The sequence below is a fragment of the Polyangiaceae bacterium genome (assembly GCA_020633205.1).
Lineage (GTDB): Bacteria > Myxococcota_A > Polyangia > Polyangiales > Polyangiaceae > JAHBVY01.
The window spans coordinates 1-23,758 of sequence record JACKEB010000027.1; the positions used below are offsets into that span (position 1 = coordinate 1).

At 64.4% G+C, this 23,758-nt stretch carries 24 protein-coding genes; 13 read left to right on the top strand and 11 right to left on the bottom strand.

Annotation, left to right across the window (positions count from 1 at the left end):
- The first annotated feature begins 190 nt into the window (after positions 1-190).
- Entirely contained in the window at positions 191-1,018 is an 828-nt protein-coding gene (locus tag H6718_35865; protein ID MCB9590837.1) for a flagellin FliC, read from the top strand.
- Positions 1,019-1,127: 109 nt separating this feature from the next.
- Here H6718_35865 and H6718_35870 read toward each other — a convergent pair whose 3' ends face one another.
- Positions 1,128-1,853: a DUF2071 domain-containing protein gene (locus H6718_35870; protein MCB9590838.1), complete on the bottom strand. Its 726-nt coding sequence runs from the start codon at positions 1,851-1,853 to the stop codon at positions 1,128-1,130.
- 8 nt (positions 1,854-1,861) lie between these two features.
- The gene (locus H6718_35875) at positions 1,862-2,227 is read right to left on the bottom strand and encodes a 4a-hydroxytetrahydrobiopterin dehydratase (GenBank protein MCB9590839.1); all 366 of its coding nucleotides are present in this window, start codon (positions 2,225-2,227) and stop codon (positions 1,862-1,864) included.
- 112 nt (positions 2,228-2,339) lie between these two features.
- On the opposite strand from H6718_35875, the gene H6718_35880 reads away from it, so the two are divergent.
- Positions 2,340-3,623: a GGDEF domain-containing protein gene (locus H6718_35880; GenBank protein ID MCB9590840.1), complete on the top strand. Its 1,284-nt coding sequence runs from the start codon at positions 2,340-2,342 to the stop codon at positions 3,621-3,623.
- 40 nt (positions 3,624-3,663) lie between these two features.
- Positions 3,664-5,028, top strand: a complete 1,365-nt coding sequence (locus H6718_35885; protein ID MCB9590841.1) for a hypothetical protein — start codon at positions 3,664-3,666, stop codon at positions 5,026-5,028.
- A gap of 48 nt (positions 5,029-5,076) precedes the next feature.
- Here the strand turns inward: H6718_35885 and H6718_35890 are convergent, their stop codons facing one another.
- On the bottom strand, positions 5,077-5,628 hold the full coding sequence (locus H6718_35890) for a hypothetical protein (protein ID MCB9590842.1): 552 nt from the start codon (positions 5,626-5,628) through the stop codon (positions 5,077-5,079).
- Positions 5,629-5,976: 348 nt separating this feature from the next.
- Between H6718_35890 and H6718_35895 the strand changes: the two genes are divergently transcribed.
- A complete protein-coding gene (locus tag H6718_35895) occupies positions 5,977-6,468 on the top strand; it encodes a hypothetical protein (protein MCB9590843.1) in 492 nt (163 codons plus the stop codon).
- Here H6718_35895 and H6718_35900 read toward each other — a convergent pair.
- The 4 genes from H6718_35900 to H6718_35915 form a co-directional block, all read right to left on the bottom strand.
- A complete protein-coding gene (locus H6718_35900) occupies positions 6,452-7,093 on the bottom strand; it encodes a hypothetical protein (protein ID MCB9590844.1) in 642 nt (213 codons plus the stop codon). The genes H6718_35895 and H6718_35900 overlap by 17 nt on opposite strands.
- Positions 7,094-7,393: 300 nt before the next feature.
- On the bottom strand, positions 7,394-8,077 hold the full coding sequence (locus H6718_35905) for a hypothetical protein (GenBank protein MCB9590845.1): 684 nt from the start codon (positions 8,075-8,077) through the stop codon (positions 7,394-7,396).
- 188 nt (positions 8,078-8,265) lie between these two features.
- Entirely contained in the window at positions 8,266-9,387 is a 1,122-nt protein-coding gene (alr, locus tag H6718_35910) for an alanine racemase (GenBank protein ID MCB9590846.1), read from the bottom strand.
- A gap of 263 nt (positions 9,388-9,650) precedes the next feature.
- Positions 9,651-10,289, bottom strand: coding sequence for a hypothetical protein (locus H6718_35915; GenBank protein ID MCB9590847.1), 639 nt, complete (start codon positions 10,287-10,289; stop codon positions 9,651-9,653).
- Positions 10,290-10,432: 143 nt separating this feature from the next.
- On the opposite strand from H6718_35915, the gene H6718_35920 reads away from it, so the two are divergent.
- The 7 genes from H6718_35920 to H6718_35950 all read left to right on the top strand — a co-directional run bounded on the left by H6718_35920 (position 10,433) and on the right by H6718_35950 (position 16,849).
- On the top strand, positions 10,433-11,137 hold the full coding sequence (locus tag H6718_35920; protein ID MCB9590848.1) for a riboflavin synthase: 705 nt from the start codon (positions 10,433-10,435) through the stop codon (positions 11,135-11,137).
- Positions 11,138-11,170: 33 nt separating this feature from the next.
- Positions 11,171-12,370 carry a 3,4-dihydroxy-2-butanone-4-phosphate synthase gene (gene ribB / locus H6718_35925; GenBank protein ID MCB9590849.1) on the top strand — a complete coding sequence of 400 codons (1,200 nt, stop codon included), beginning with the start codon at positions 11,171-11,173 and terminating at the stop codon, positions 12,368-12,370.
- A gap of 31 nt (positions 12,371-12,401) precedes the next feature.
- Positions 12,402-12,923, top strand: coding sequence for a 6,7-dimethyl-8-ribityllumazine synthase (locus tag H6718_35930; protein MCB9590850.1), 522 nt, complete (start codon positions 12,402-12,404; stop codon positions 12,921-12,923).
- Position 12,924: 1 nt separating this feature from the next.
- Complete coding sequence (nusB, locus tag H6718_35935) at positions 12,925-13,356, top strand: transcription antitermination factor NusB (GenBank protein MCB9590851.1); 432 nt, start codon at positions 12,925-12,927, stop codon at positions 13,354-13,356.
- An 11-nt stretch (positions 13,357-13,367) separates the two neighbouring features.
- On the top strand, positions 13,368-13,880 hold the full coding sequence (locus H6718_35940) for a leucyl aminopeptidase (GenBank protein MCB9590852.1): 513 nt from the start codon (positions 13,368-13,370) through the stop codon (positions 13,878-13,880).
- 389 nt (positions 13,881-14,269) lie between these two features.
- Positions 14,270-15,847, top strand: coding sequence for a hypothetical protein (locus H6718_35945; protein MCB9590853.1), 1,578 nt, complete (start codon positions 14,270-14,272; stop codon positions 15,845-15,847).
- Between the two features lie 36 nt (positions 15,848-15,883).
- Positions 15,884-16,849, top strand: a complete 966-nt coding sequence (locus H6718_35950; GenBank protein MCB9590854.1) for a hypothetical protein — start codon at positions 15,884-15,886, stop codon at positions 16,847-16,849.
- 338 nt (positions 16,850-17,187) lie between these two features.
- Here the strand turns inward: H6718_35950 and H6718_35955 are convergent, their stop codons facing one another.
- Both H6718_35955 and H6718_35960 read right to left on the bottom strand, forming a co-directional pair.
- Positions 17,188-17,988, bottom strand: a complete 801-nt coding sequence (locus H6718_35955) for a hypothetical protein (protein ID MCB9590855.1) — start codon at positions 17,986-17,988, stop codon at positions 17,188-17,190.
- Positions 17,989-18,030: 42 nt separating this feature from the next.
- Positions 18,031-19,704, bottom strand: coding sequence for an NAD+ synthase (locus H6718_35960; protein MCB9590856.1), 1,674 nt, complete (start codon positions 19,702-19,704; stop codon positions 18,031-18,033).
- A 155-nt stretch (positions 19,705-19,859) separates the two neighbouring features.
- On the opposite strand from H6718_35960, the gene H6718_35965 reads away from it, so the two are divergent.
- Positions 19,860-20,780, top strand: a complete 921-nt coding sequence (locus H6718_35965; GenBank protein MCB9590857.1) for an ArsA family ATPase — start codon at positions 19,860-19,862, stop codon at positions 20,778-20,780.
- On the opposite strand, the gene H6718_35970 is transcribed toward H6718_35965, so the two are convergent.
- Positions 20,772-21,656 carry a LysR family transcriptional regulator gene (locus tag H6718_35970; protein MCB9590858.1) on the bottom strand — a complete coding sequence of 295 codons (885 nt, stop codon included), beginning with the start codon at positions 21,654-21,656 and terminating at the stop codon, positions 20,772-20,774. The two genes, H6718_35965 and H6718_35970, sit on opposite strands and share 9 nt — an antisense overlap.
- Positions 21,657-21,701: 45 nt before the next feature.
- Here H6718_35970 and H6718_35975 point away from each other — a divergent pair, with 45 nt between their 5' ends.
- Positions 21,702-22,457: a TSUP family transporter gene (locus H6718_35975; protein ID MCB9590859.1), complete on the top strand. Its 756-nt coding sequence runs from the start codon at positions 21,702-21,704 to the stop codon at positions 22,455-22,457.
- Positions 22,458-22,488: 31 nt separating this feature from the next.
- Here the strand turns inward: H6718_35975 and H6718_35980 are convergent, their stop codons facing one another.
- On the bottom strand, positions 22,489-23,757 hold the full coding sequence (locus H6718_35980) for a methyl-accepting chemotaxis protein (GenBank protein MCB9590860.1): 1,269 nt from the start codon (positions 23,755-23,757) through the stop codon (positions 22,489-22,491).
- Position 23,758 lies beyond the last annotated feature (1 nt).

A 23,758-nucleotide genomic window follows, 5' to 3' on the forward strand; every position in this document is an offset into this window, starting at 1 on the left:
CTTTTGGTGCGTCATCCAGCTGACGAACGTCAACGCGTTGGACACTCATTGCTCGCCCGCGGCGTCCAAGGCACGCACATAAAGGATTGAATTTGCTAATATTTCCGAGCCCGATCAGAGTTGGCATGGACCATGGAAAGGCTCCGTATGCGCCCACTGACGGCGCGCGGCCCTCGCCTCGGAGATCCACATGCTCGTCACACGAACCAACGTCGCTTCCATGGAAGCGCAACGCAATCTAGCTCGCTCTCACGAATCACTCTCCAAGAGCTTCAACCGCCTATCGAGCGGCTATCGCATCAACTCTGCCGCTGACGACGCCTCAGGGCTGGCGATCAGCGAGAGCCTGACCGGTCAGGTACGCTCATTCACGGTAGCCGAACGCAACGCGAACGACGCCATCAGCATGGTGCAGACCGCGGAAGCTGCAGTAGGCGAGATGAGCAACATCATGCATCGCATGCGCGAGCTCGCGGTGCAGGGTGCAAACGGCACGCTCACCGCGCAAGACCGCAGCTACCTGGACACCGAGTTTCAGGCGCTGAAGTCCGAGGTGAGCCGCATCCAGGACTCATCGAAGTTCAACGGCAAGCAGCTGGTGGGCACCACCGCGAGCACGATCACGTTCCAGGTGGGTTTGAACAACACGGCCTCGGATCAACTCCAGGTGACGTTCGGTGGCCTCGCGCTGACCGCGTTGCTCGCAGCGACCAGTACGTTGGCTGGTGCGACGGCTGGCAGCGCTCAGAACATGCTGAGTCGCATCGACACCACCCTCACGAGCCTGTCCACTGCGCGCAGCAACTACGGCGCGACGATGAATCGCCTGGAAGTAGCCACGAGCGCGATCTCGACGATGCGGCTCAACATGAGCGCAGCCAACTCACGTATCCGCGATGTAGACGTCGCCGAAGAGACGTCGATGATGGCGCGCAACCAGGTGCTCACCCAGGCGGGTGTCTCTGTCTTGAGTCAGGCCAACCAGCTGCCAAACATGGCAATGAACCTGCTTGGTTAGTGGCTAGTTAGCGCGGGCCGCGCTGCGCCTCACCCCCCGATCCGGACGACCTTGCCGCGTATCACGTAGATCCAACGTGATATCCGCTCGGATATTCTGGGTTTGGGGGTTAGCTGCGTCTGGGGGCCAAGTCGAAGATCTCCACGTCGACTCCAGGCGAGTAGTGGCTGAGTTCCGGCGCGCACCCCGGCTCCGATAGGCCGGCGGCTTGGACGAGCCCCTCCTCGAAGCTTTCGAGTTCCGCGAGGTGCACGGGATACGGCGTGTGGTGTACTTGCCCTGTCCACACCTGCCCGCCTCGCTCCGTGTGCAGCAGGTAGCGCTCGAACAGGAAGAACTCCAGCGTGTCGGGCTGAGACGCGCCGAGTTCCTGAGTGATGCGATAGTGAGTCTTGAGCCTCGCGGCAGGATCCGAGGTGCGTGTCGTCTCGTAGTCGACCTCTGATCCGCGGACATCCATCGCCATGTTCGCGTAGTGATAGGGCAGGCTCCAGCCAACCCGCGCGGCCGTAACCGCAATTCGAGACGCTGCTTCGAGGGAGAAGAAGTACACCCCTGGGTCACGACCAGCCACGTGGACGTAGGTCCGCATGTTGGTCTCCAGGAAGTTGAAGGCGAACGCCTCGGGCGCCCAGGCGGGGCGCACGCCCTGCATTTCGAAGGGTACCAAACCAACGAACGCGTCACCCTCGAAGGTGTCAATTTCCAGACTCTCAGGCACGACGCGACGCAACTCGGAGACAGGCACTCGCCAGTGGACGAACAGCAGATGCCGCCAACGCTGATATCCACGTGGCTTTCCTGCTGGGCGGCGCGTCTGACTGATGCGATCCATGAGTCCGCTCACCATCTTCCCCCGCTCTTCACTCCAGCGGAGTCATCGCTGAACAGGCGGTCAATCTTCGCCGCGCAGATGAAGTCGTTTTCGCTCAGGCCCGAAATCGCGTGGGTGAAGTACGTCACTTCGCAGCGAGAATAGCGGACCAGCAAGTCCGGATGGTGATCCTCCAGATGGGCGATCCACGCCACGGCATTCACGAAGGCCATGGTCTGGTGGAAGTTCTTGAAGACGAACCACTTGTGGATGCTCTTCCCAGTCTCGCCGAGGGCCCAACCGTCGAGCTCGGGAAGTAGCTCGGCAACACGGTCTTCCGCGAGGGGTGGGATCCCCCCGTGGCATGCGTCGCAACGTCGATCTGCCAGCGCCATCCCCTGACTATCGCCTGCTTCTGGGTTGCTCGAGCTCACAATCCTCACGCGAGTTGTGTGCAAACGCTCCAGAACCACGCAGGGGTGCCGTTCCCTCCAGCGGAGGCGACGCATGTTTTGGAAAAAGGATCCCCCGGCTCAAGCGGGAGGCACCCGATCAAAGCGCGAGAACGGGGACGAAGCGCTGGATAGCTTGGGTCTGGTGTTGCGCGTGTTCGGGGAACACGCATTCGACACCGACCGCCTCGAAGCACGCGACGTGCGGGAGCTGTTCGAAGACTGGTCGAGTCGCGTGTTGATCGGGGGTCGAGGCGAGGAGAAGGGGCGCGACTGGGGCGGGTTGCGCCGCTTCGTCACGGAGCATCGCCGGGAAGAGTCGGACTACGTGCGCCGCGCCGTCGGCGACCTCCGGGAGGCGGTGCAGAGCTTCGCCCGCTGCGTGACTCGAGGAATGACCGAGGATCAAGACGACGACAGCGGGCTGCGCGTGCAGTGCGCGAGGCTCTCCCAAGCAGCGGAGAGCAACGATGTCGAGCAGCTACGAGAACAGGCGGCGCGCATGGTGGAACTGACAAGCCGCGCCCTCGAGCGTCGAGAGGCTCGTCATGAGCAACACGTGCAAATCTTGAGCGAGCAGCTGAGAAAGCTGCAAAACGAGCTCTCTTCCGCGCGGGAATCCGCCGCGCGAGATCCACTCACGAAGCTATACAACCGCGCGGCGCTCGACGCGCAGCTCGAGCGCATGGTGGACCTTGGAATGCTGCTCGGGAAGCCACCGTGCGTGATGATGGTGGACATCGATCACTTCAAAGCGATCAATGACAACCACGGCCACGTGATGGGCGACAACACGCTACGCGAGGTCGCCAACACCTTGCAGCGCTGCTTCCTGCGCAAAGAGGATTTCGTCGCCAGGTATGGGGGGGAGGAGTTCTCCATTCTGGTGCTGGACTGCGATGAGGCCGGCGCCGAGCGGCTGACGACGCGAGTACTGGAGGCGGTACGTCAAGTAGCGATCCCCGCCAGCTCGAGCCCCATTCGTCCCACGGTGTCCGTTGGACTTGCTTGGCTCCAGCGCGGTGACACACCAGCGACCTGGATCGACCGAGCCGACGCCGCGTTGTACCGCGCGAAGAACGGCGGAAGGAACCGCGCGGAAATATGTCCGAGGGAAGTCGAGCAGCCACGGGGCGAAGAGCGACGCGGTAGCTTGCATCCGGATCCACGGCCGAGCCAAGCAGCGCCTCAACGCCCGAGTGGCCCGGCGGGTCGCCCAAGCGCGCGACCCTCGAGCCGTGCGAGCGGCAAGCAAGTCATCGACGTGAGCTTCAGCGAGGCGCCACGGACGGGCGCACGAGGACCGGTACCGGCCCTCCCAGCACGCAAGCGGGCCTGAGACTTGCTCAGTCAGCGGCGCCGTGCACTACCATGGCGCCGTGGCCTACGTTGACACCGTATCTCGCCTCGGCTTCGCCCTGATCTTGCTTTGCTCGGGCTGCGGCGGCGGTACGCCCCGGTCTACCGTGGAGCCCGTAGACCCCGTCGAGACCACTCAGCACAACACGACTGACAAGAGCGACGCTGAGCCCTCAGCCCTGGCGACGGCGCCGGAAGGCAAGAGCTGCTCGCCGCTCAGCTTCGACGTCCCGGAGCCCCGCACCGCAGCGGTGAACCCACCGCTGCCGGCGATCGAGCATCCTGAACGACTTCAGGGCTTTTTCCGTCAGGCAATTAAGATGCAGAAGGGCGAGCTTGGACGCCCTTTGCGCATCGCGTTCTACGGCGACAGCAACCTGACCCTCGACTTCCTGAGCGGCGAGCTGCGCCGCATCCTGCAGCTCCAGCACGGAGACGGCGGGCATGGCTACGTGGCGGTAGGAAAACCTTGGCGTTGGTACCAACACATCGACGTGCACCACGACTGGGTGGGCGAGTGGCGGTTCTACTGTCCGACGACACTCCGCGACAAACGTCGGCTCTATGGTTCCGCAGGGATTGCTGCGGCGACTCGATCGCCGGGCGCCATGGGCAAGTTTGCGACAGCAACTGGTGACTCCCCGGTTGGTAAGACGATCACGCGCTTTGGGGCTTACTACCTCCTAGCAAGCAAGGGCGGCGACTTTGCGCTGATGTCCGATGGCAAGGAGCAGAAGGTAGTCAGCACTCAGGGCGAAGGCCCGGCGACGGGCTACGCCGAGATCGCGCTGCCCGACGCCGCTCACAAGCTGCAAGTCGTGGCCAAGAGCAAGCGGGAGATCCGCCTCTTCGGCGTGGTGATGGAACGCGACGAGGGCGTCGTCGTGGACAGCTTGGGGATCGGTGGCGTGGGTTATTACGCCCTTGCGGAGCTCGAGCCGAAGACGACAGAAGAGATGCTCCATCACCGAAGCTACGACCTCGTGATGTTCCTGCTAGGTACCAATCTCTTTCGCGCCGGGGACAACGCAAGGGCGCTGGGCGAGATCATCGCGCTCCACCGCAAGGCCAACCCAAACGTCGCCTTCTTGGTGATGAGCCCGCCGGATCAGGTGAAAAACAAGGGCGCCAAACACTCCAAGCCGTCAATCGTCAAGGTCAGCGAGCAACTGAAGGTCGCCGCAGAGGAGAACCAGGTCGCGTTCTGGGATTTCCGCGAGGCAATGGGCGGGGACGCCTCAATGGCAACTTTCTACCGCCACGGCCTGGCTGGTGGTGACCTCTACCACTTCACCGAGAGTGGCGCGGCCTTCATGGGGAGCCGGATCGCTCACGTGCTATGGCGCGAGCTCAACACCTTCTCCAAGACGCAGTGCGCGGACTAGCTCGCCAGACAGAGCGCCGCGAGAGGCGGCGGCGGGTTGAAGAGCACGCTAGTCCTTCTTCTTGCAGGGACGAAAGGTCAGGGTGATGGCCTTGCCGCTGATGCTGATCTGCCCGTTCGCCGTGTCATAGAGCTTGCTGAACTTGAGCATGACGGGGAATGAAGAGCTGTCGGTACCCGTGCCCTTGTACACGGTCACGTCACCGTCGGATGACTTCTTTTCGAGCTTGAACGTCATGCGCCCACCGCCTTGGGAGATGGGCCTGCCTCCCTTTGGAGTGACGAACATCGCGAGGGCGCAGCTCGACTTCAGGGTGTCTCCGTCGTCTTCGATGTCAACGTCGCATTCCCGCGCGGCACTGAGGTAGCCGCGACTCGAGACACCGCTCAGCGCAATCAACGCGCAAGTCTTGCTCGGCACGGGCGGCGCCGTCTCCACGGGCTTCGGCGCTTCCGTAACCGTGGGCTCCGGCGCTGCCGCAGCGACGCACGCGCCGCTCACGCAGGCCTGGCCCACTGGACAATCGGTCGCGACGCTGCACGCACCGTCCTTCTGCTTGCATGCAAGCAGGGGCACGAGCACGGCGGCGAGGAGTGACACTGCGCCGAGCAATCTGGCACTGCGACGCAGCGGGCTCTGCTGCGTGGTACCCAACAACGGACTCTTGCGCGTGTGCGATTGACGGCCCATTTCCGCAGATCCCCCCAACATGACCTTGAAGCATACCGCCCCGCGGCTTCCGCTCACAGCGTTGTCGCAGCGCCGGGTGCTTCAAGGGCGGCCGAACCGAGCGCTCGAGTGACGAAGCCGCTGAAAGGTAAGGATTGGTTGGTCAGGAGAGCTGTTGTTTCCGCGCTTCGCGGCGTTTCCGACGGTCCCGATGTTTCGCGCTCGAATAAGAAACATTTGGAGTTAGGAACACACTCCAGCGCGTACGCTCGAGAGTCGATGCCAAAGCCTCACAGCGAAAGCCGCGCACGTCGCACCCTGGTTCTCACACGGGTCACACGCCACCCGGCACTGAGCATCCTTGCAGGCGCGTGCCTGGCGACTGTTCCGCTGCTGGTGGCGTGCGGAAGCGACTCGAGTTCAGGCGCGAACGGCGGCGCCTCTGCTGGCGGCGCTGGCGGAGGAAGTCAGACAGCTGGAGCCGGAGGGAGCGGCGCCAACGCTGCAGGCGGCACCAGTTCAGGCGGCGCTGGCACCGGAGGTAGTGCGGGTACCAACACGGGCGGGAGCGGCGGCACGGGAGCAGGAAGCAGCGTCCCGTCCATCGAAGAAGTATGGACGACTGACAGTTGCCCAGCGGGGAGCCTCCCACCGGGAACTGGGGTGGGCCCGGGCAGCGACCTGCACAAGGTCGACGCTGTCCAACTGCATCGCGACGACCGGGGACCAGTAGCGCCGCTGTGTGCTTCACCTGCTACTTGCAGGGTCTGAACGTGAAAGTCATCGGAGAACCGCCCTTGCTGATCTGCCCGTTCGCCGTGTCATAGAGCTTGCTGAACTTGAGCAAAACGGAGCTGGACGCGCCGCCTTTGACCGGGCGCGACGTGCCCTTGTAGGTCGTCAGCTTGCCGTCTTGAGCTGACTTCTCGAGGTTGATGATCACCGTGCCCCCACCATGAGACTTGGACTTGCCCGTGCGCTTGTCCGTCGCGTGCAGCAGGAGAGAACACGTCGACTTGAGCGTGTCTCCGCCGTCGGAGATCTCGATGTCGCACTTCCTCGCGGCACTAACGGTCTGGATCCTGTCCTCTCCGCTGATCGCCACGAGAGCGCAAGTCTTCTCGGGCACCTTGGGCTCCGCCTTGGGAGCGGGCGCAGGGGCAGGTGCCGGCTCCGGCGCCGCGGCCACCACGCAGGCGCCGTTCGTGCAAACCTGCCCTACGGGGCAGTCGGTTGCCGCCGCGCAGGCGCCTTCCTGCTTTTGCTTGCACGCGAGGAGAGGCGACAGCACGCCCGCAAGCAGCGCCGTCGCCCCAAGGAAACGTGCGGCTCGCTCCAGCATGCCAGCACGTCTTGCATTCTTTCCGCAACCCACCCCGACAGTCTTCTCCAGCATACCTACTAGAGTACCTGCGAAGATGGCCGCTTGCAGCACGGCTATCGTCTTTCTTACATTACCACGCTGAAATTATCGGCGTGATCCATCAAGGTGGTTCCATCGACCCAAAGTAGCAAGCACCACCGCGACCCAAGGCCTAGGTCTGCTGGCCCACCGCGACACTGCGGTGAGGCGCAGGCCGCAGGCTGCGTTCGGACCGCAAGCCAACGCGGCGAGGCCCTACAGCGTGAGCCATCTCGGCAGCCGTATCCCCGTGGATATGCACACAGACACCGAACGGGGTCAGCTACTCGCCGGCTACTTCTTCTTGCAAGGACGGAACGTCAGGGTGTAGCGATTGGCGCCCGCGTTCAGCTGACCGTTGGCGAAGTCGTATTTCTTGGTGAACGTCAGGAACACAGTGCGAGTCACGCCGCTCTCCGACGCAGTGCCGCCGTATTTGATCTTGCCGTCTTCTTCGCTGCGCCGCTTGAGGTCGAAGCTGAAGCGGCCCCCCTTCAATTGCCGCGCGGCACCACCTCCCTTGGGAGTAAAGAAGCTCGCCATCGAGCAGTCGCTCTTCAGCGTCTCCCCGTCATCGATGACCTCCACGTCACACTCACGACCGATGGAGGCCGAGCCGGCGGGGCCAGAGATACTGATGGCGATGAGGGCGCACTGCTTGGTCTCCTCAGGCTTGGCGGAGGCGGTGGTCGCTGGGGTCGGCTCTGGGGGCAAGACGGGCGCGGCGGGCGTCACGCAGCCGCCGCTCACGCAGTTCTGACCAGGAGTGCACTCCGCGTCGCTGGTACAGCCGCCACCCGCCTTCTTGTTCTTGCAGGCCAAGAGCGCCACGCTCAAGAGCGCCAGCGCGAGAAGCGCACCGCTCCAGGTCGAATGTTTCCCCGAGGCAACTCTCGGCAAGTCAGGGAGTGAATCGCCCTTGCCCTGTGGTTGCGCTGCCCCCTGGTTCCCCAAGCCCTTGGTAGACTCCCCCAACATCACACCAGGATAACGGCTCGCGAGAGACGCCAACCTGGATTTCGACCAGGCCCCAGCTTTTTGCGTGCTCTGGTGTTACCCAAGAGGCCGAGGGTAGTTGACCCAGGTCGCTGGTCTCGGCGCAGGTACCGCTGGGTCTCGGCGCAGGTACCGCTGGCTCGTTCAGCAGAGAGCGCGTAGCGGGACGCTCAGGGCTCGCGGTAGAAGCGGGGCACGCGACGGGAGACTGCGGTCAGCACCTCCCAAGGGATGGTACCAAGGTGCTGAGCAATTTCCGCTGCGGAAATGCAATCCTCACCAAGGATGCCTTTCTGCGGACCCATCAACACGGCTTCATCACCGAGCTCGACGCCCTCGATGTCGGTCACGTCGATCATGGTCATATCCATGCTGACCACCCCGACCACGGGTGCACGCTTACCGCGCACCAGCACATGACCCTTGTTGGAGAGCCCGCGGCTCAGCCCGTCCGCGTAGCCCATAGGGACGGTCGCGATGCGCGTCGTACGCTGGGCCTTCCAGGTCCAACCGTAGCCGACACCTTGCCCCGCGGAAATCTCACGAACACTGATCAGCTCGCTCTTGACCGACATCACCGGTCGCAGCTCCGGGCAAGCCACTTGCCCCGGCGCAACGCCGAACAGCGCGATACCCGGACGTACGATATCGAGGCAACTTGGAGAGTGAGACAAGAGCGCCGCGCTGTTCGCCGCATGGCGAACTTCAGGCACCAGGCCCAAGCTGGCGAGTTCTTTGCTGGCAGCTTCGAACAGCTCGAGCTGAGCGGCGATGGATTCCGGGTCGCCGGAGTCAGCGCAGGCGAAGTGGGTCATCAAGCCGTGCAGCTTGAGCTCTGGACGCAGGCTCAACACTTCGGCGATTTTCCGCACGTCTTTCGGAAGCGCACCCAGGCGCGCCATCCCGGTATCTACCTTCAAATGCACGCGCGCCGCTTCGCTGCCAGTGAAGCGCACCTCTTCAGCCAGTGCCTCGGCCTGATCAAGATCGCTGACCACCGGGATCAGGTCGTGCCGCAAGAGTTCGCCATAGGCGCGACCGTAGTAGCCGCCCATCACCAGAATCGGCAGCTTGATGCCGGCTTCGCGGAGCTCCACGCCTTCTTCGAGCAACGCGACGCAGATGCCTTTGACGCCTGCGCGCTCCAAGGTGCGTGCGATCGCCTTTGCACCGTGGCCATAGCCATCTGCCTTCAGCACCGCCCAGACTTGTGAACTGCCCGCGTGGCGCTGCACGACTCGCAGGTTGTGGCGCAAGTTCGCCAGGTTCACCTCCGCGCGCGTTGGGCGCACACTGTCCGCCGGGAGGGCGCGCTTCGGGCGCAGCACTCGCGGGAGCGGAGTGGCCAAGGCGGAGCTCATCGAACCGAGGAGGGGGTGTTCAACGTTCATTGGGGGTCTCTAATCCGGTACAGCCACGCCACGAAAGCGGCAACAAAACGCCGTATTCTTGGGCGAATGAGTCAGGCAATGTAGGCGAATGGGTACTCGGGGCAGTGGGGGTTGAGCGGGGCGCTTCACGCGCTCGCTAGTCCAGCGCAGTCTGGCGATTGGACTCACTTCTTTTCGGGAGCTTCTTCCTCGTCCGGAGCGGGCTGTTTGACACAACGCTCGCTGCAGTCTCGGTACTCCTCGACGCAACGATCACAGGCGCCTTCGCACAAAGAGCGGCACGCATTCAGCGCATCGGAGCACGCGGTTTGACAGGTTTGGGGGGCATCGACTGGCTGGCTGGCGGTGCCAGCGGGCACGACTGAAGGCGGAGCAACCGTCGTGTCGGCGGGGAGCTCGAAAGCACCGCTACGAGTGGGGGTTCCGCCGATCAGCAGCGTGGGGCGGCTGATATCACCGTTTCGCAGGGCGAGCACGCGACGCTCCGCATATTCCAGGCGGTCGCGAGATTGATCCACGGCGTAGGTCTCGAGCCACTCCTGCCAGCAGAACAGGCGATGGGTCGGCGCAGACCGCGGCTCGAGGTCGAGCCGGTAGCAATGCTCGAAGCGCACCTCGCTCTCGTAGATCGACTCGAACGACGCACCACACCCGCTCAGCGCCCCAGCGCCAAGCAGCGCACCACCAACTGGCAGTACGACGCGAAACAACCGCCGAAGCCCGTGCATCACCCGCCCATCGTGGCGACTTTCAGGGCCGCCCGCAAGCGCCAGCATGGACGTATATTTGTTAATGTTTTTCAACAGTTGTCCTCACCCCCAAGAAATCAACCAGGGCTTTTTGGGGGGAGGTCCAGCGCTCCGCAGCTCAAACCAGCATCGCTACCGGCTCGAGTGAGCGCGGTTCCATCTGCCCAGCTTGGCATGAAGTGCTATGCCCGCCGCCCATGTTTACGGGCCTCGTCGAAGCCGTTGGCAGCCTGAAGCGTCGTGAGCGCCGTGGTCCAGGCTTCGAGCTGTGGATCGAAGCTCCCTTCGCCAGCTACGAAGAGGGTGAGTCGATCGCGGTGTCGGGTGCGTGCCTCACGGTCACGCACTTCCAATCGCCCAAAGGCGGCGCACCGGGCGGCTTCGCTGCCGACGTCAGCCAGGAAACCGTCGACAAGACGAGCCTCGGCAACGTCCAACTCGGAGGCAGCGTCAACCTCGAGCGCAGCCTGCAGCTGGGCGGCCGCCTCGGCGGGCACCTGGTGAGTGGTCACGTAGATGGCCTGGCAAAACTCGAGAGCAAGACCGCTGCGGGGGAGTCGATTGCCCACGTGTTCTCTGCACCCGCCGCGCTGATGCCCCTGATCGCCGCCAAGGGCTCCGTGACCCTGGACGGCGTATCGCTCACCGTCAATCGATTGGTCCCCGATTCGAATCCCCACGGATTCGAGGTAATGCTGATTCCGCATACCTTGAGCGTCACCACCCTGGGAAAGCTATCGCCCGGCAGCGAAGTGAACCTGGAGGTGGACCTGTTGGCTCGCTACGTCGTGCGCTACCTCGAGTCTAGCGCCGCCATGGCTCAGAGCGCTGACGTTCGAGCCCCCGGCAAGGACGAAACGAGTCTGCTTCAGACCCTGGAGCGCGCAGGGCTGAAGCTCTGAGCCTTCACCAGTAAATTTCCCCAAGGATATACCGTGGCCCCTGACTCCCCCTCCCCTGCAAGCCTACGCGAACAACGCGCGACGCTCGAGCGCACCGGCAAGGCCATCGAGGCCCTACGCGCTGGCAAGCAAGTCATCTTGGTCGACGAACAGGCTCACGGCACCGCCGGCGCGCTACTCCAAGCCGCCGATCAGACCACGCCCGACGACATCAACTTCATGGCGACCCATGGCCGCGGCCTGGTCTGCCTCGCAATGACTCCGGAGCAGATCGCGCGCCTCGAGCTCCCGATGATGCAGCGCCCGAAGATCGACGATTCTCCGGGGGCCTTCACGGTCAGCATCGAAGCCGCCATTGGCGTTACCACGGGGATAAGCGCGGCAGATCGAGCGCGCACCGTCTTGGCTGCCATCAACCCGGAAGCAGAAGCCGGAGATGTGGTCACTCCGGGACATGTGTTCCCTCTGCGCGCGCGCCCAGGCGGGGTGCTGCTGCGCAGCGGGAAGACCGAAGCCGCTGTCGATCTGGCGCGCCTCGCGGGTAGAGTGCCCGCCGGGGTGCTGTGCGACATCCTGGGAGAGGACGGCAATCTGGCCTCCGTTGGGGAGCTTGAAGCGTTCGCCCAAACCCACGGACTGAGCTTGCTCTCGATCGCTGATCTGATCAGCTATCGCCTGCAGACGGAGCGTTTGATCCGGCGCGTCGACGAGCTGAGCGTGACCCTCGACCAAACCTCGAGTCAGTGGCGAGTGATTGTCTACGAAGCGAGCGTCGAGGGGCGAGAACTCCTCGCGCTGGTCAAGGGCGATCCGTCGGAAGCCAAGGAGCCCGTGCTGTGTCGCATGCACTCGGGCGCGGTGCTCGCCGACACCTTCGTCTCCACCCAGAGCGATGGCGGCAAGAACCTCGAGGAGGCGATCGCCGCGATCGAAGACGCCGGGCTCGGCGTGGTGGTCTACTTGCCGCCAAAGAGCCGCATGCGCGACGAGCTGCGCGCCCTGCGTCGAACGCTGCAACGCCAGAGCTCGCCGTTTGCGACCGATGCCCTCAAAGAAGACGCTCCCCGCGGCATCTTGCGAGAGTACGGCCTGGGCGCTCAGGTGCTGCGCGAGCTCGGGCTACGCCAGATCCGTTTGTTGACCAATAGCCCGCGCAAGATCGCCGGCATCAGCGGCTACGGCTTGGATATCACCGAGCGCGTTCCGCTGCTATCCATGCACAGCGAGCCCTGAGCTCCGCTTCACAACCCAGAAGGTGACCCCCATGGCCTCCCGTTCCAAGACAGCTCCTAGCACTGCCAGCACGCCCACCCACGTCGAGGGCCAGCTGCAAGTCGCCTCGAGCGCGCGCTTTGCCATCGTCGCAGGGCGTTTCAATAGCTTCATCACCGAGCAGCTGGTGCAAGGCGCCATCGACACGCTGGTGCGCCACGGCGCGGACGCCGGGAAGATCAGCGTGGTGAAGGTACCCGGCGCTTGGGAGATCCCACTCGCGTGCAAGCGCATCGCCAAGGGCAAGAAGGTCGACGCCGTCATCGCCGTGGGCGCTGTGATCCGCGGGGGAACGCCCCATTTCGACTACGTCGCGGGCGAGGTCAGCAAAGGCGTCGCTCAGGCGTCCCTGGCGAGCGACATTCCGATCGCGTTTGGTGTCCTGACCACGGACAGCATCGAGCAGGCCATCGAGCGAGCCGGCACCAAGGCTGGCAACAAGGGCGCCGAGGCAGCGCTCGCAGCCATCGAGATGGTGAGTCTGAACGACGCGCTATCCGCTGCAGGGCTGTGAGATGGGCGCGAGGACGAGCGGGCGCGAAGCCGCGCTGCAAATGCTGTTCGCGCTCGAGATGAGCGGAGAACCAGCAGACACGGTGACCCACCGATTCTGGCGTGAGCTGCCCGGCGATGCTGAAGGACGCGAGTACGCGGACGAGCTCTTGCGCGGCGTCGCCAAGGATCTCGAGGCAACCGACGAGGCCATCCGCCAAGCCAGCACCAACTGGCGCCTTGAGCGCATGGCGCGGGTGGATCGCAACGTGCTGCGCCTGAGCGCCTGGGAGTTGATCCACATGCCTCACACGCCGCGTGCGGTGATCATCGATGAAGCAGTGGAGCTCGCAAAGCGCTACGGCACCAGCGACAGCGGCGCCTTCGTCAACGGCGTGCTCGACCGCATCGCCAGTGACTTGGGTCGCCGAGACGAACCCACCGGCGAGAGCTGAGCCGAGGCTTCGTGGACCTGCGTTTCGTCGCTCCCAACCTGCGCCGTCTGGATCTCTCTGGCACGGAGGTGCTGGTGGCTGGCCTGGTCAAGGGTGAGCGACCGCCTCAAGGTGTGGCGGGTCTCATCGACTGGCGACTTTCCGGACGGATATCCAAGCTGATCTCGTCAGGTTTCGCGGACGGCGAGCTGGGAGACGTGCTGCTGATCCCGGGGAAGCCCAAGCTCCCGTTCGACAAACTGGTGTTCTTCGGAGTTGGCGCCGCTGACGAGTTCGACGAGCGGGTGTATCGACTGGTGCTCGAGAAGGTGCTCAAGACGCTCGAGGGACTGCGCGCGCGGCGCGCCGTGGTCGAGCTGCCAGGCCGCAGCGCCGAGCTGATCACCGCCGAGCGCGCCGCGTCCTTGCTGCTCGACCTCACCGAGGCACGACTCGAACACGATAGCTGGACGCTCGTGGAGACGGCAGAGGGACAGCGCTCGATACAGAAGCTCTTGCTGCGAGACCGTCGACGCCGCGAGTAGTCAAAGCTCGCACCAGGCCTCTTTTCCATATGGGAATCTCCGAGGCGCGTCCCAACTAGAGACGGCTGCACCCGGCGCGAGACAGCTTGATACAACGGCCCCAGGGGCGATTTCGGCGGCACGAGAAACTTCCCCCGTCAGCCGTCGACTTCTACGTGCCGGTCCTGGGGAAAGGGTGCGCGTCCCTAAGCTGGGGCGTACGATGCATGAACGCTTGGCGGTGCTCCCTCATCCAACCGCTCGAAACTGCTGATTTTCAACGCAGCGTGTCGAGGGAACATCCCAGCGCCGATCGGCGTATGACACGCGCCAGTGAAGGCTCCGACCTGAGCCACCACGAAGCGATGGTTCAGCGCCCTACTTGGCTCGAATCCCCCTGGAGGTCCCCTGTGCGACTGTTGGCTCTCAGTTCTTGCGCTCTGTTGTTGCTTGGAAGCGTCGCTTGCTCGTCTGCGGACGGAGGTAGTTCTCACACGGGAACTCAGGACTCCGAGATCATCAACGGCAACCTGGACACCACACACCAGGCGGTCGTCAGCATACTCTCTCAGGACTCGGCCTGCAGTGGCACGATCGTCGCCAAGGACGTGGCTCGCGGCATTGGCTACGTGCTGACCGCCGCCCATTGCGTTGATTCGGCGCACCCGCCCGTTGAGGTGCGCCAGGGTGACAACTACGCCAGTCCCAGCAAGGTCTACGGCGTACTCAGCTATCAGCAGCACCCAGCGTACGGCGGCGGCAACACCCAGAACGACGTCGGCATGATCCGTATCGCTGGCGTCGATGCTTCGACGCCGACACTGGACATCGGCTTCAACACCTCCGTGACCAACGGAATGGGCGTGCAGAGCGTCGGCTATGGCATCATCGGCGACGGCAGCAACAACACGCGCCGCTACAACATCACGAAGAACCTGAACGGCGTAAACACGGCCATCATCCAGTACAGCCTGAACGGCGGCGGGATTTGCTCCGGTGACAGCGGCGGGCCGGTTCTCTCTCCCGCCAGCGGTACCCAGCAGGTCATCGCGGTGCACTCCTCGGTGAGTAATGGCAACGGCGTGACTTGCTCCGGGACGGGCTTCAGCGTTCGCGTCAGCTACCACGAGAGCTTCATCACGAACTTCATCAACGAGCAGGTCGCCCAGACGTGTGACGTCTGTCAGCAAGTTGCTCAGTCCGGTGCTTGCTCTAGCGCTATCGACGCCTGCATCAACGACAGCGCGTGCTACGACCTGGTCACCTGCTTCAACGGGTGCAGCGACAGCGCTTGCTACCAGACGTGCGCCAACAACAACCCAGGCGGCATCGCGCTATACAACGCGATCATCGACTGCACTTGCACCACCTGCGCCACCGAGTGCGCGCAGGAATGCGCTGGCCCTGCCTGTGGCTTCCAGTTCCAGGACGACACCTGTACCAGCTGCCACGAGGCCAACTGCTGCCAGGAAGGTGCCGACTGCGCAGACGACTCGGAGTGCACGACCTGCGTGACCGATCCCAACGCGGACGCCACGACTTGCGCAAACAACGCGGCGCTCAACGCGTGGGACAGCTGCCTTGCAACGAGTTGCGCCACGGAGTGCAACATCAGCTCGGGTGGTAACGGAGGAACCGGCGGCAGCGCCGGGAGTGGCGGCAGCGCTGGCAGCGCGGGCAACGGCGGCTCAGGTGGCAGTGCGGGCAGTGCAGGCAGCGGCGGCAGCGCTGGCGGCGGTGTGGGCGGCAGCGCAGGCAGCGGCGCAGCTGGGAGCGGCGCAGCTGGGAGCGGCGCAGGCGGCTCCGGTGCCACGAGCCAGGGCGGCACGAACTCCACTACTGGTGGTTCGAGCAACGACAAGGGCTCGTCCACCAGCGCAACCTGTACGTTGTCCGTCGCGAACTCGGGCCACGGCTCGGGGACGGTGGGCGGCCTCATGCTGCTCGGTATGCTCGGCTTGGGCCTGCGACGTCGCCGCCGCGACTGAGGCCTGGCAAGAGCACAAGCAACATAGCCGCGCGGAATGATTCGCGCGGCTATGACGCGTCTGGGGGCGGCCGACGATTACAACCCTGCTTCGGGCAACCCGCGAGGCACTTCAATCGGAGGAAGTGTCTCAGTGGGTTCCGGAACCTGGCTCGGCTGCGCCGGCGCCATCGCACGTCGGTTCCCTGCAGGTCTCGCCTCTGCGTGCGCCGACGCCGAGGCGGGCGCCATGGCTGATGACGCGGAAGCGGGTTGTGTGCAGCCAACGCAGCTCTCGATGCGCGCTTCGAGGGCGATGGGCGCTGCACTTGGGATGGCCGAGGGAGGCAGACGTTTCTCTGCTAAACGGCCACCTACGAGCGCTCCGGCAAGCGCCGCAAGAGTCAGGCACGCGAAGGTGAAGCTTGCGATCCCAAACACCATCCAACCCAGGTTTCCCTGCCGCATTCCTGAGAAATTTTTCCTCGTGGATTTTTTTGGCGCTGCACCACCGGCGAACAAGATGATCCGTCGGCTCAGCTCTGCAGGCGGCCGGCGCTGCGCCGGTGGCGGCGGCTCAATCCCCTCGTCCACGCCAGGATCACTTGAGCGCCGGGAAGCAGCCGGCGGCTCGGTGACGACAGGGCGGACTTGCGCAGGAAGCCTCGCCGTCGACGAAGCACGCGGCGCGCTAGTCAGCGCTGGGGGACCGCCTGAGCTCCCAGTGCGAGTCTCAGGTGGACTGCCGAGGGCCAATGTCGTCGCGCCGCCAGCGGCGTTCTTCGGTCGCCGCGGGGGATTTGGTCGTTCACTCGATCGCACGGGTCGCCGTGTCGGAAGTGGGGGAGGCCCAGCGGTCTCGCGACGGGTGCTCGGCGGCGGTCCGCCGAGCATCCGCTCGGTGCTCGGCGGACCGCTGTCCTTCGGAACCTGGGGCAGCGGCGCCGGAAAGCTCAGCGGCGCCGGAAAGCTCAGCGGCGCCGGGAAGCTCAGCGCAGGTTGCTCCAGCGTGTCGTCCTCGTAGGGAGGCAACAAGCGGGGCCTCCCTTGAGCCTCAAGAGGCACGAGCGGGGGGCGAGCGGGCGTAGGCGCGTCACAGTCAACGAGATCCGCACGGCTGCCCGCTAGGGAGCGCGCGGGCAAGACGGGCTCAGTCCGCTGCTCGAACACGCTGTCGGAGCCTGACAGGGTGGTGTCCCGCGAGTTGGGTGCACGATGACGAGACGGCGGCGTCGACACGTCGCGCATGTCGGCGGGAGCGATGGTCGAGTTGTGCAGTAATTTGAACGCCGACGTTCGTGGGCCTGCGGTTCTTCCCTCTCCCCCAAGAAAAGCTGAATATCGCTCAGGGGATCCGCGCGGTTATCGCGGCGCGGGGCGATTCGACGGCGGAGGGGCCGGCTTCGCAGGCGCGGCTGACGCCGCGAGATTGGCTGATGCTGGGATCTCGGGTGGAACGGAGAGCGGCTTGGTGGCCACGGGGGGCAACGGTGCGTCGAAGGGCCGCAGAATCACGCCGCCAAGCACGTTGTTGTTGTTCTTGAGGTGATCGAACTCGAGGCTAACTCCCGCGTAGTGCGCGATCTCGTAGGTGCCGAATGCGTTCTCCTCGGTGATCTTGTCAACGCGCAACGGCTTGCCAAGCGCCTCGTCCACCAGTCCGCGGAACTGGCCCATGCTGATGTCTTTGATCAACCGCCCGTTGAACACACCGTAGACGCGTCGAGCACCATCACGGGCGGGTGAGGAAGGGCGCTGGATGCGATGCACGTGGATCTCGTTGACCTTACCGTCCTTCAACAAGAAATCGATGGCAGCGGTGGTCATCCCGCAGAAGGTCGCCGACAGGTCCTGGCACTTGAATCCCATCTGACGTTCTATCGTCTCCACCGTAGCGCCAAAGCGCACGGGCCCCGCACCCTTGCCCGGTTCGAGGATCAGGCGCGGCCCAACGGGTATCGCGAATTTCCCTGGGGCAACTTCAAAGCCCGTCAGCTCGTTGCCTCGAGACTGAGTCAGCGGGACGGCGGTAGCGCTCGGCGCCACCGCGCTTGCCTTGGCGCTGGCGACTGAGCCCGACGCCTTGTCTTCGTTGCAAGCAGTGCTGAGCACGCCCGTGGTCAGGCAGAGCCAGGCGAGGGAGCGAAATGCAGTCCGAATCACCGGTATGGCTTATCCCAGGGCGTGCACCAGCGCCAGCGATCGCTACTCTTTGAAGCCTTGAGCGATCGGCATGCGACGCCCCATCCCAAAGGCTTTGCGCGTGATGATCAAGCCGGGGGCCGCTTGGCGGCGCTTGTATTCGTTGGTGCGCAAGAGCCACAGCACGCGGTCGACGCTGTCAGCATCGAGCCCCTGCGCCAAGATCTGTTCGCGGCTCTTACCCTGCTCCACGCTGAGCTCCAGGATGCGGTCCAAGACGTCGTACTCGGGCAGTGAGTCTTGATCGAGCTGGTTCGGTCGGAGCTCGGCGGACGGAGGCTTCGTGATGCTCGCCAGGGGAATGCGCTCCGACGAGCGATTCACGTAGCGAGAGAGCCGATACACCAGAGTCTTCGGCACGTCGTTGATCACGGCAAGTCCGCCGACCATATCCCCGTAGAGCGTGCAGTACCCGACCGCGACCTCACTCTTGTTGCCGGTGGTCAGCACCAGGGCACCCGAGCGATTCGAGAACGCCATCACAGTTGCCCCACGGATACGCGCCTGAATATTCTCCAGCGTCACGTCTTTCGGAGAGGGCGCAGCCAGGCCATCCAGCTCAGGCTGCAACTGGTCGATATAGCTAGCAAAAATCGGGTCGATGTCGACTAGATGAAACTCGATGCCCAGGTTCTGGGCCAGCTGTCGAGCGTCGCTGACAGAGCCCTCAGAGCTGTAGCGGGTCGGCATGGCGACGCCGATGACGTTCTTGCTGCCCAAGGCGTCAGCGGCGATCACCGCGGTGAGCGCCGAGTCGATGCCGCCACTCAAGCCAAGCACCGCGCGCTTGAAGCCACATTTCCGCGCGTAATCTCGAACACCGATCACTAGGCCACCGTAGGCGAGCTCCTCCACGGAGCTAGTCTCGTGTTCCACCTCGCCAGCAAGGCACGCTTCGAGATCAATCACCTCAAGACAGCTCTCGAACGCAGGCACGCGGTGAGAGACTTGACCGCTCGCGTTGTAGATCGCGCTCCGCCCGTCAAAGATCAGCTCGTCGTTGCCGCCAACTTGGTTGGCGATAATCACCGGTAGACCGTGGGTCTTCGCGAGGCTTGAGAAGACAGCGACGCGCTCAGCGACCTTGGGCACCGTGAAAGGGCTCGCCGAGAGGTTCAAGATGTAGTCGGCGCTGCTGGCGTCGAGACCCAAGAGCGGGTTCTGCCGATAGCGTCGCATCGGAAACTCCGACTCGGCCCAGGCGTCTTCACACACCGTGATCGCAAAACGCTTCCCTGCGTGCTCGAGCACGCGGATGCGATCGCCTGGGGCAAAGTAGCGAGCCTCGTCAAAGACGTCGTAGGTCGGCAGCAGGCACTTGCGAGTACGCAAGATCTCCTCACCCCCGCGACACACCACCGCGTCGTTGCCGAGCAGCCCCTGAGAGTCTGACTCCTCCAGACCTCGCAGCTCGTCCCCCGCGCCCAGGGTGCCAAAGATCAGCGTGAGCTGCTTCGGCGCTTCGGCGATCAACCTGCGGGTCGCTTGGGCCACCGCACGCCGAAAGGCGGGGCGATCCAGCAGGTCCCGCGGCGGGTAGCCCGGCACCACCAGCTCCGAAGCCAGGGCGAGGCTCGCCCCCTGATCCGCCGCGCGCCGAGCCTGCTCCAAGAGCTCGGTCACGTTGGCCTCCACCGCGCCCACGGTCGGGTTCATCTGGATCAGCCCAAGCTTCATGGCCGCATTCCTAACTCAGCTTGCAGCGAGGGCAACGATTCCCTACAAACTGCCGCTAATCTGCGGTTCCAGCCCAACCCGAGCTCCCCCGCGCTCCCCGCGGCCCGCGATGGCGGCGAAAAAGCACTGTCGGCTGGAACACGGCTCGCTCCCCCATGACCTCGTTCGCTCGCGCCCAACAACGCTTCCTGTTCATCACCGGCAAAGGTGGCGTCGGCAAGACCACCGTGACCGCCGCCCTGGCGCTCAAGCTCGCCCGGGAGGGCAAGCGTGTGCTGATCGGGATTTGCGACGCGAAGGAGCGCATCTCGTCCCTGCTCGGCGTCCCACCAATCGGCGAAGACATCGCCTCCGTCGGGGAGAACGTGTGGGCGGTGAAAATCACCGCGGAAAAAGCCATGCAGGAGTATGGCTTGATGATCCTGAAGAGCCGCACCGCGTACAAGGCGGTGTTCGACAACCGCTACACGCGGGGCTTCTTCAAGGGCGTGCCGGGCTTGCAGGAGTGGTCGATGCTGGGCAAAGCCTGGTACCACTCGATCGAGGAGCTACCGAACGGAGAGCAGCGCTTCGATGTGGTGCTGTTCGACGCACCCGCCACGGGCCATGGCTTGGATATGCTGCGGGTGCCCAAGGTGATCACCGAGGTGGTTCCGCCCGGAATTCTTCGGCGAGACGCAGAGCGCGCCTGGACGATGTTCCAGGACCCGAAGCAGAGCGGCGTCGTCGTCGTGACGCTGCCGGAGGACATGCCGACGAACGAGACCATCGAGCTCTTCGAGGCCTTGGAGTCGGAGCTCAAGTTGCCGGTGTGTCGCCTGGTAATCAACGGCGTGATCGACGAGCTCTTCAGCGAAGCTGAGCGCGAGACGCTGCTCGGCGATCACGACCTGGATCGCAGCAAGCCCGGAGACGAAGCCATCAGCGGCGGCGTGCGGCGTGCCATCCGCGAGCGTGTGCAGGCGGACAGCCTCGAGCGCCTGGAAAAGCTGGAAGCCGACCGCGTGCGGCTCCCACTGCTGATGAAGGACGCTCAGACCCCGCAGGCCATCCGCGAGCTCTCCGAGCTACTTTAGGCGCTTCTTTCGCGGCCTGGTGCTGCGCTTGCGGGCTGGCGGCTCTGCACAGGGCCACGCCAGCATCAGCTCACGCAACGCGCGCGCCGCAGGCGGCAAGCTCTCGATCCCACGGTGGAGCAGCGTCAGTTCCCTGGGGATCGGGGTTTGGGGGTGAGGGAGCTCAACCAGGTGCCCCTGGCTCAAATCCCTCCCCACCGCAGCCCGACTGATGAGGGCCACACCCATGCCTTCGCGTACGTGACCCTTCGCCGCCGCGATGCTCCCCAGCTCCATCACGATTTCCGCGCGCGGAAAATACTCTTCGAGCACCGAGCGGGTGGTGGTGCCTTGACCAAACGTGATGAACGGCACGTCCTGCTGCTGCATATCCCACTCGGATCCTGGAGCGGCGATCAGGATGAACTCGTCCCACTGCCACGTTTCGCCGTCGGGACCGCTCACCACGCACAGGTCGAGCTGGCCTTGGGCCAGCTGCGCCTCGAGCGCCGGAGTGCTGAGTTCGCGCATCACGATGCGTACGCCAGGGTAAGACTTGCGGTAGTGCGCCAAGAGGGGGGGGAGCAGATACGTGGCGGCGGTCGCGCCTGCGCCGATGCGCACCTCGCCTCGCGCGAGAGACTCGAGCTCGGCGATGGCGCGCTTGCCGTCGCTCAGCGCGTTGAGCGCCAGCTGTGCGCGAGGCAGGAGCGCGCGCCCGGCAGCGGTGAGCGACGCGCCCCGCCGCCCGCGCAGCAAGAGCTGAGCGCCGAAGTGCAGCTCGAGCCGCTGGATTGAGGCGCTAAACGCTGGCTGACTGAGGTGCGCGTGCTGCGCGGCCGCCGTGAAGGTGCCGTGTTCCACCACCAGCAACAGATGCTTCAGGTCGTCGAGCATTGGACCACCATAGGCTCTGTCGATGGAAACCGCACGAAGTATCGATTGGACGAAAGTACGTCCGAGGCGCAGATCCAAGGCATGGAGACGCTGCTCTTGTTGCTCGCCATGGGAACCTTCGCGGGAGTGCTCACGACACTGAGCGGCATGGGCGGCGGCATGCTGCTGTTGCTGGTGCTGTCGTTGGTGTGGAGCCCCGCAGAGGCGCTCGCCTGCACCGCGCCAGCGCTGCTGCTTGGAAACGTCCACCGACTGTACCTGTTTCGACGCAGCGTGGCTTGGAGCGTGATCGGGCCGTTCGCGCTGGCAGCCATCCCTGGCAGCCTCGTCGGAGGGCTGCTCGTGAGCGTCGCGCCACCGACCCTGACGCGTTGGCTCCTGGTGTTGATGACGCTGCTCGCGATCGCTCGCGCGCTCGGCTGGGTGAAACTCAAGCCTCGCGCCTGGACGATGGTGCCCGCCGGAGGCTTCGTGGGCGCGCTAAACGGCGCCGCTGGTGGCGCGGGGCTCTTGGTTGCGCCGCTCTTGCTCGCGCTAGGCCTCGCCGGGGAGACCTACGTCGCCAGCGTATCTGCCTGTGCAGTGGCGATGCACTTTGGACGCATCATCGGCTACGGCGCTGGCGGGCTGTTCACGCCCCACCTGGCCTGGCTGAGCTTCGTCGCTGCCGTCGCCATCCTGAGTGGCAACTTCATCGGGCGCCGGCTCCGCAAGATTTCCGCAAAGATACCAGGCAACCGCCTAGAGTACGCGACGTTGATCGCCTGTGTGAGCCTGGCGTTGTTTGGCGTTGGCCACTAGCACCAGCTCCGATTGCAGACGCCTTGGAAGCCTATCCGCGGGGATCTCTGACAGCGGTCAAGAAGCTTCGGGTTGCGTCGAGCAGCGTGTCCGACTGGGAGGACAGCGCCTCCGCAGCTTTTAGCAGTGCCGTCGCCGCGGTGCTGGTCTCGTCCGCAGTCTGGCTGACCACAATCACGGAACGCGAAACTTCCTGGGTGCCGATCGCAGCCTGCTGCAGGTTGACGCTGATCTCCTGAGTCGCCGCCCGCTGCTCCCGCACGCTGTTGGCGATCACGTTGGTGATGACATCGAGGCCACGAATCGTCGCATCGATGTTCCCAACGGCGGCGACACCTTCTCCGGTGGCCTGCTGGATCGACTGAATCAGACCGGAAATGCTCTCGGTGGCGGAGCTGGTTTGACGCGCGAGGCTCTTCACCTCGCTCGCGACGACTGCAAAGCCCTTGCCGACTTCGCCCGCACGTGCGGCTTCAATCGTCGCATTCAGTGCCAGCATGTTGGTTTGCTTCGCGACGTGCGCGATCAAGGCGATCGCGTCGCCCACTTCGGAGCTCGCCTTGGCTAGGCCACCGACCACGGCTGACCCATCGTCGGCACCCTTGACGGCGTCGCGCACAATGCCTTCAGCGTCTTGAACTTGGCGACCAATTTCCGTTGCGCATGCGCTGAGTTGTTCGATAGCCGACGCCACGGTCTGCACGCTGAGCGCGGTCTCGTCAGCCGCGGAGGCCACGGAGCGCGACTCCTCAGTCGTCGTCGCCGCGAGGGCTGCGAGCGACTCCGCGGTGGACTGCATCTGGGTAGATGAGGTCGCCACACTGGAAATCACGCTTTGGATCTGGCTCTCGAATTCGTCGGCGAGTTGCAGGCGTCGCGCGTCCGCGTGCTTGAGCGCCTCCGCCTGCTCGTGCATGGCGACCGTCGCTGCATTGATGATCTGCGCGGAGACGTGAAACGCCCCTGGATACCCTCGTTGCGGTACCTTACGGAAAAACTTCCCCATCCCGGCGTACTCTAGCGTTGCCTTGGTGTCCCGGATGAATGACTCGGTCACGTCGAGCAGATGGTTGACGGCACCTGCCGCCCGACCAATGGCTCCGGCTTCATCGCAGCGCAACACTCTGGGCTCGAGATCGCCCGCCGCGGCGCTTTCACAGATCTCCGCGATGATGCCGAACCATCGCTTGTAGAGTTCGAGCTCATTGCGCAACTCCTGTTCCGCAGCACCCTTTGGCGCACGGGACGGGCGTCGCGGCTCGACGCTAGGATTCAGGTCTTGGTCGAGTGCAATCGCCATA

What these genes read in the sequence shown, in the direction of transcription:
- H6718_35960 (MCB9590856.1), bottom strand. Translation starts at nt 19,704, where the DNA reads ATGAAGCTTGGGCTGATCCAGATGAACCCGACCGTGGGCGCGGTGGAG.
- H6718_35970 (MCB9590858.1), bottom strand. Translation starts at nt 21,656, where the DNA reads ATGCTCGACGACCTGAAGCATCTGTTGCTGGTGGTGGAACACGGCACC.
- H6718_35980 (MCB9590860.1), bottom strand. Translation starts at nt 23,757, where the DNA reads ATGGCGATTGCACTCGACCAAGACCTGAATCCTAGCGTCGAGCCGCGA.
- H6718_35870 (MCB9590838.1), bottom strand. Translation starts at nt 1,853, where the DNA reads ATGGATCGCATCAGTCAGACGCGCCGCCCAGCAGGAAAGCCACGTGGA.
- H6718_35895 (MCB9590843.1), top strand. Translation starts at nt 5,977, where the DNA reads ATGCCAAAGCCTCACAGCGAAAGCCGCGCACGTCGCACCCTGGTTCTC.
- nusB (MCB9590851.1), top strand. Translation starts at nt 12,925, where the DNA reads ATGGGCGCGAGGACGAGCGGGCGCGAAGCCGCGCTGCAAATGCTGTTC.
- H6718_35875 (MCB9590839.1), bottom strand. Translation starts at nt 2,227, where the DNA reads ATGGCGCTGGCAGATCGACGTTGCGACGCATGCCACGGGGGGATCCCA.
- H6718_35930 (MCB9590850.1), top strand. Translation starts at nt 12,402, where the DNA reads ATGGCCTCCCGTTCCAAGACAGCTCCTAGCACTGCCAGCACGCCCACC.
- H6718_35965 (MCB9590857.1), top strand. Translation starts at nt 19,860, where the DNA reads ATGACCTCGTTCGCTCGCGCCCAACAACGCTTCCTGTTCATCACCGGC.
- H6718_35905 (MCB9590845.1), bottom strand. Translation starts at nt 8,077, where the DNA reads ATGTTGGGGGAGTCTACCAAGGGCTTGGGGAACCAGGGGGCAGCGCAA.
- H6718_35900 (MCB9590844.1), bottom strand. Translation starts at nt 7,093, where the DNA reads ATGCTGGAGAAGACTGTCGGGGTGGGTTGCGGAAAGAATGCAAGACGT.
- H6718_35950 (MCB9590854.1), top strand. Translation starts at nt 15,884, where the DNA reads ATGATTCGCGCGGCTATGACGCGTCTGGGGGCGGCCGACGATTACAAC.
- H6718_35865 (MCB9590837.1), top strand. Translation starts at nt 191, where the DNA reads ATGCTCGTCACACGAACCAACGTCGCTTCCATGGAAGCGCAACGCAAT.
- H6718_35880 (MCB9590840.1), top strand. Translation starts at nt 2,340, where the DNA reads ATGTTTTGGAAAAAGGATCCCCCGGCTCAAGCGGGAGGCACCCGATCA.
- H6718_35920 (MCB9590848.1), top strand. Translation starts at nt 10,433, where the DNA reads ATGTTTACGGGCCTCGTCGAAGCCGTTGGCAGCCTGAAGCGTCGTGAG.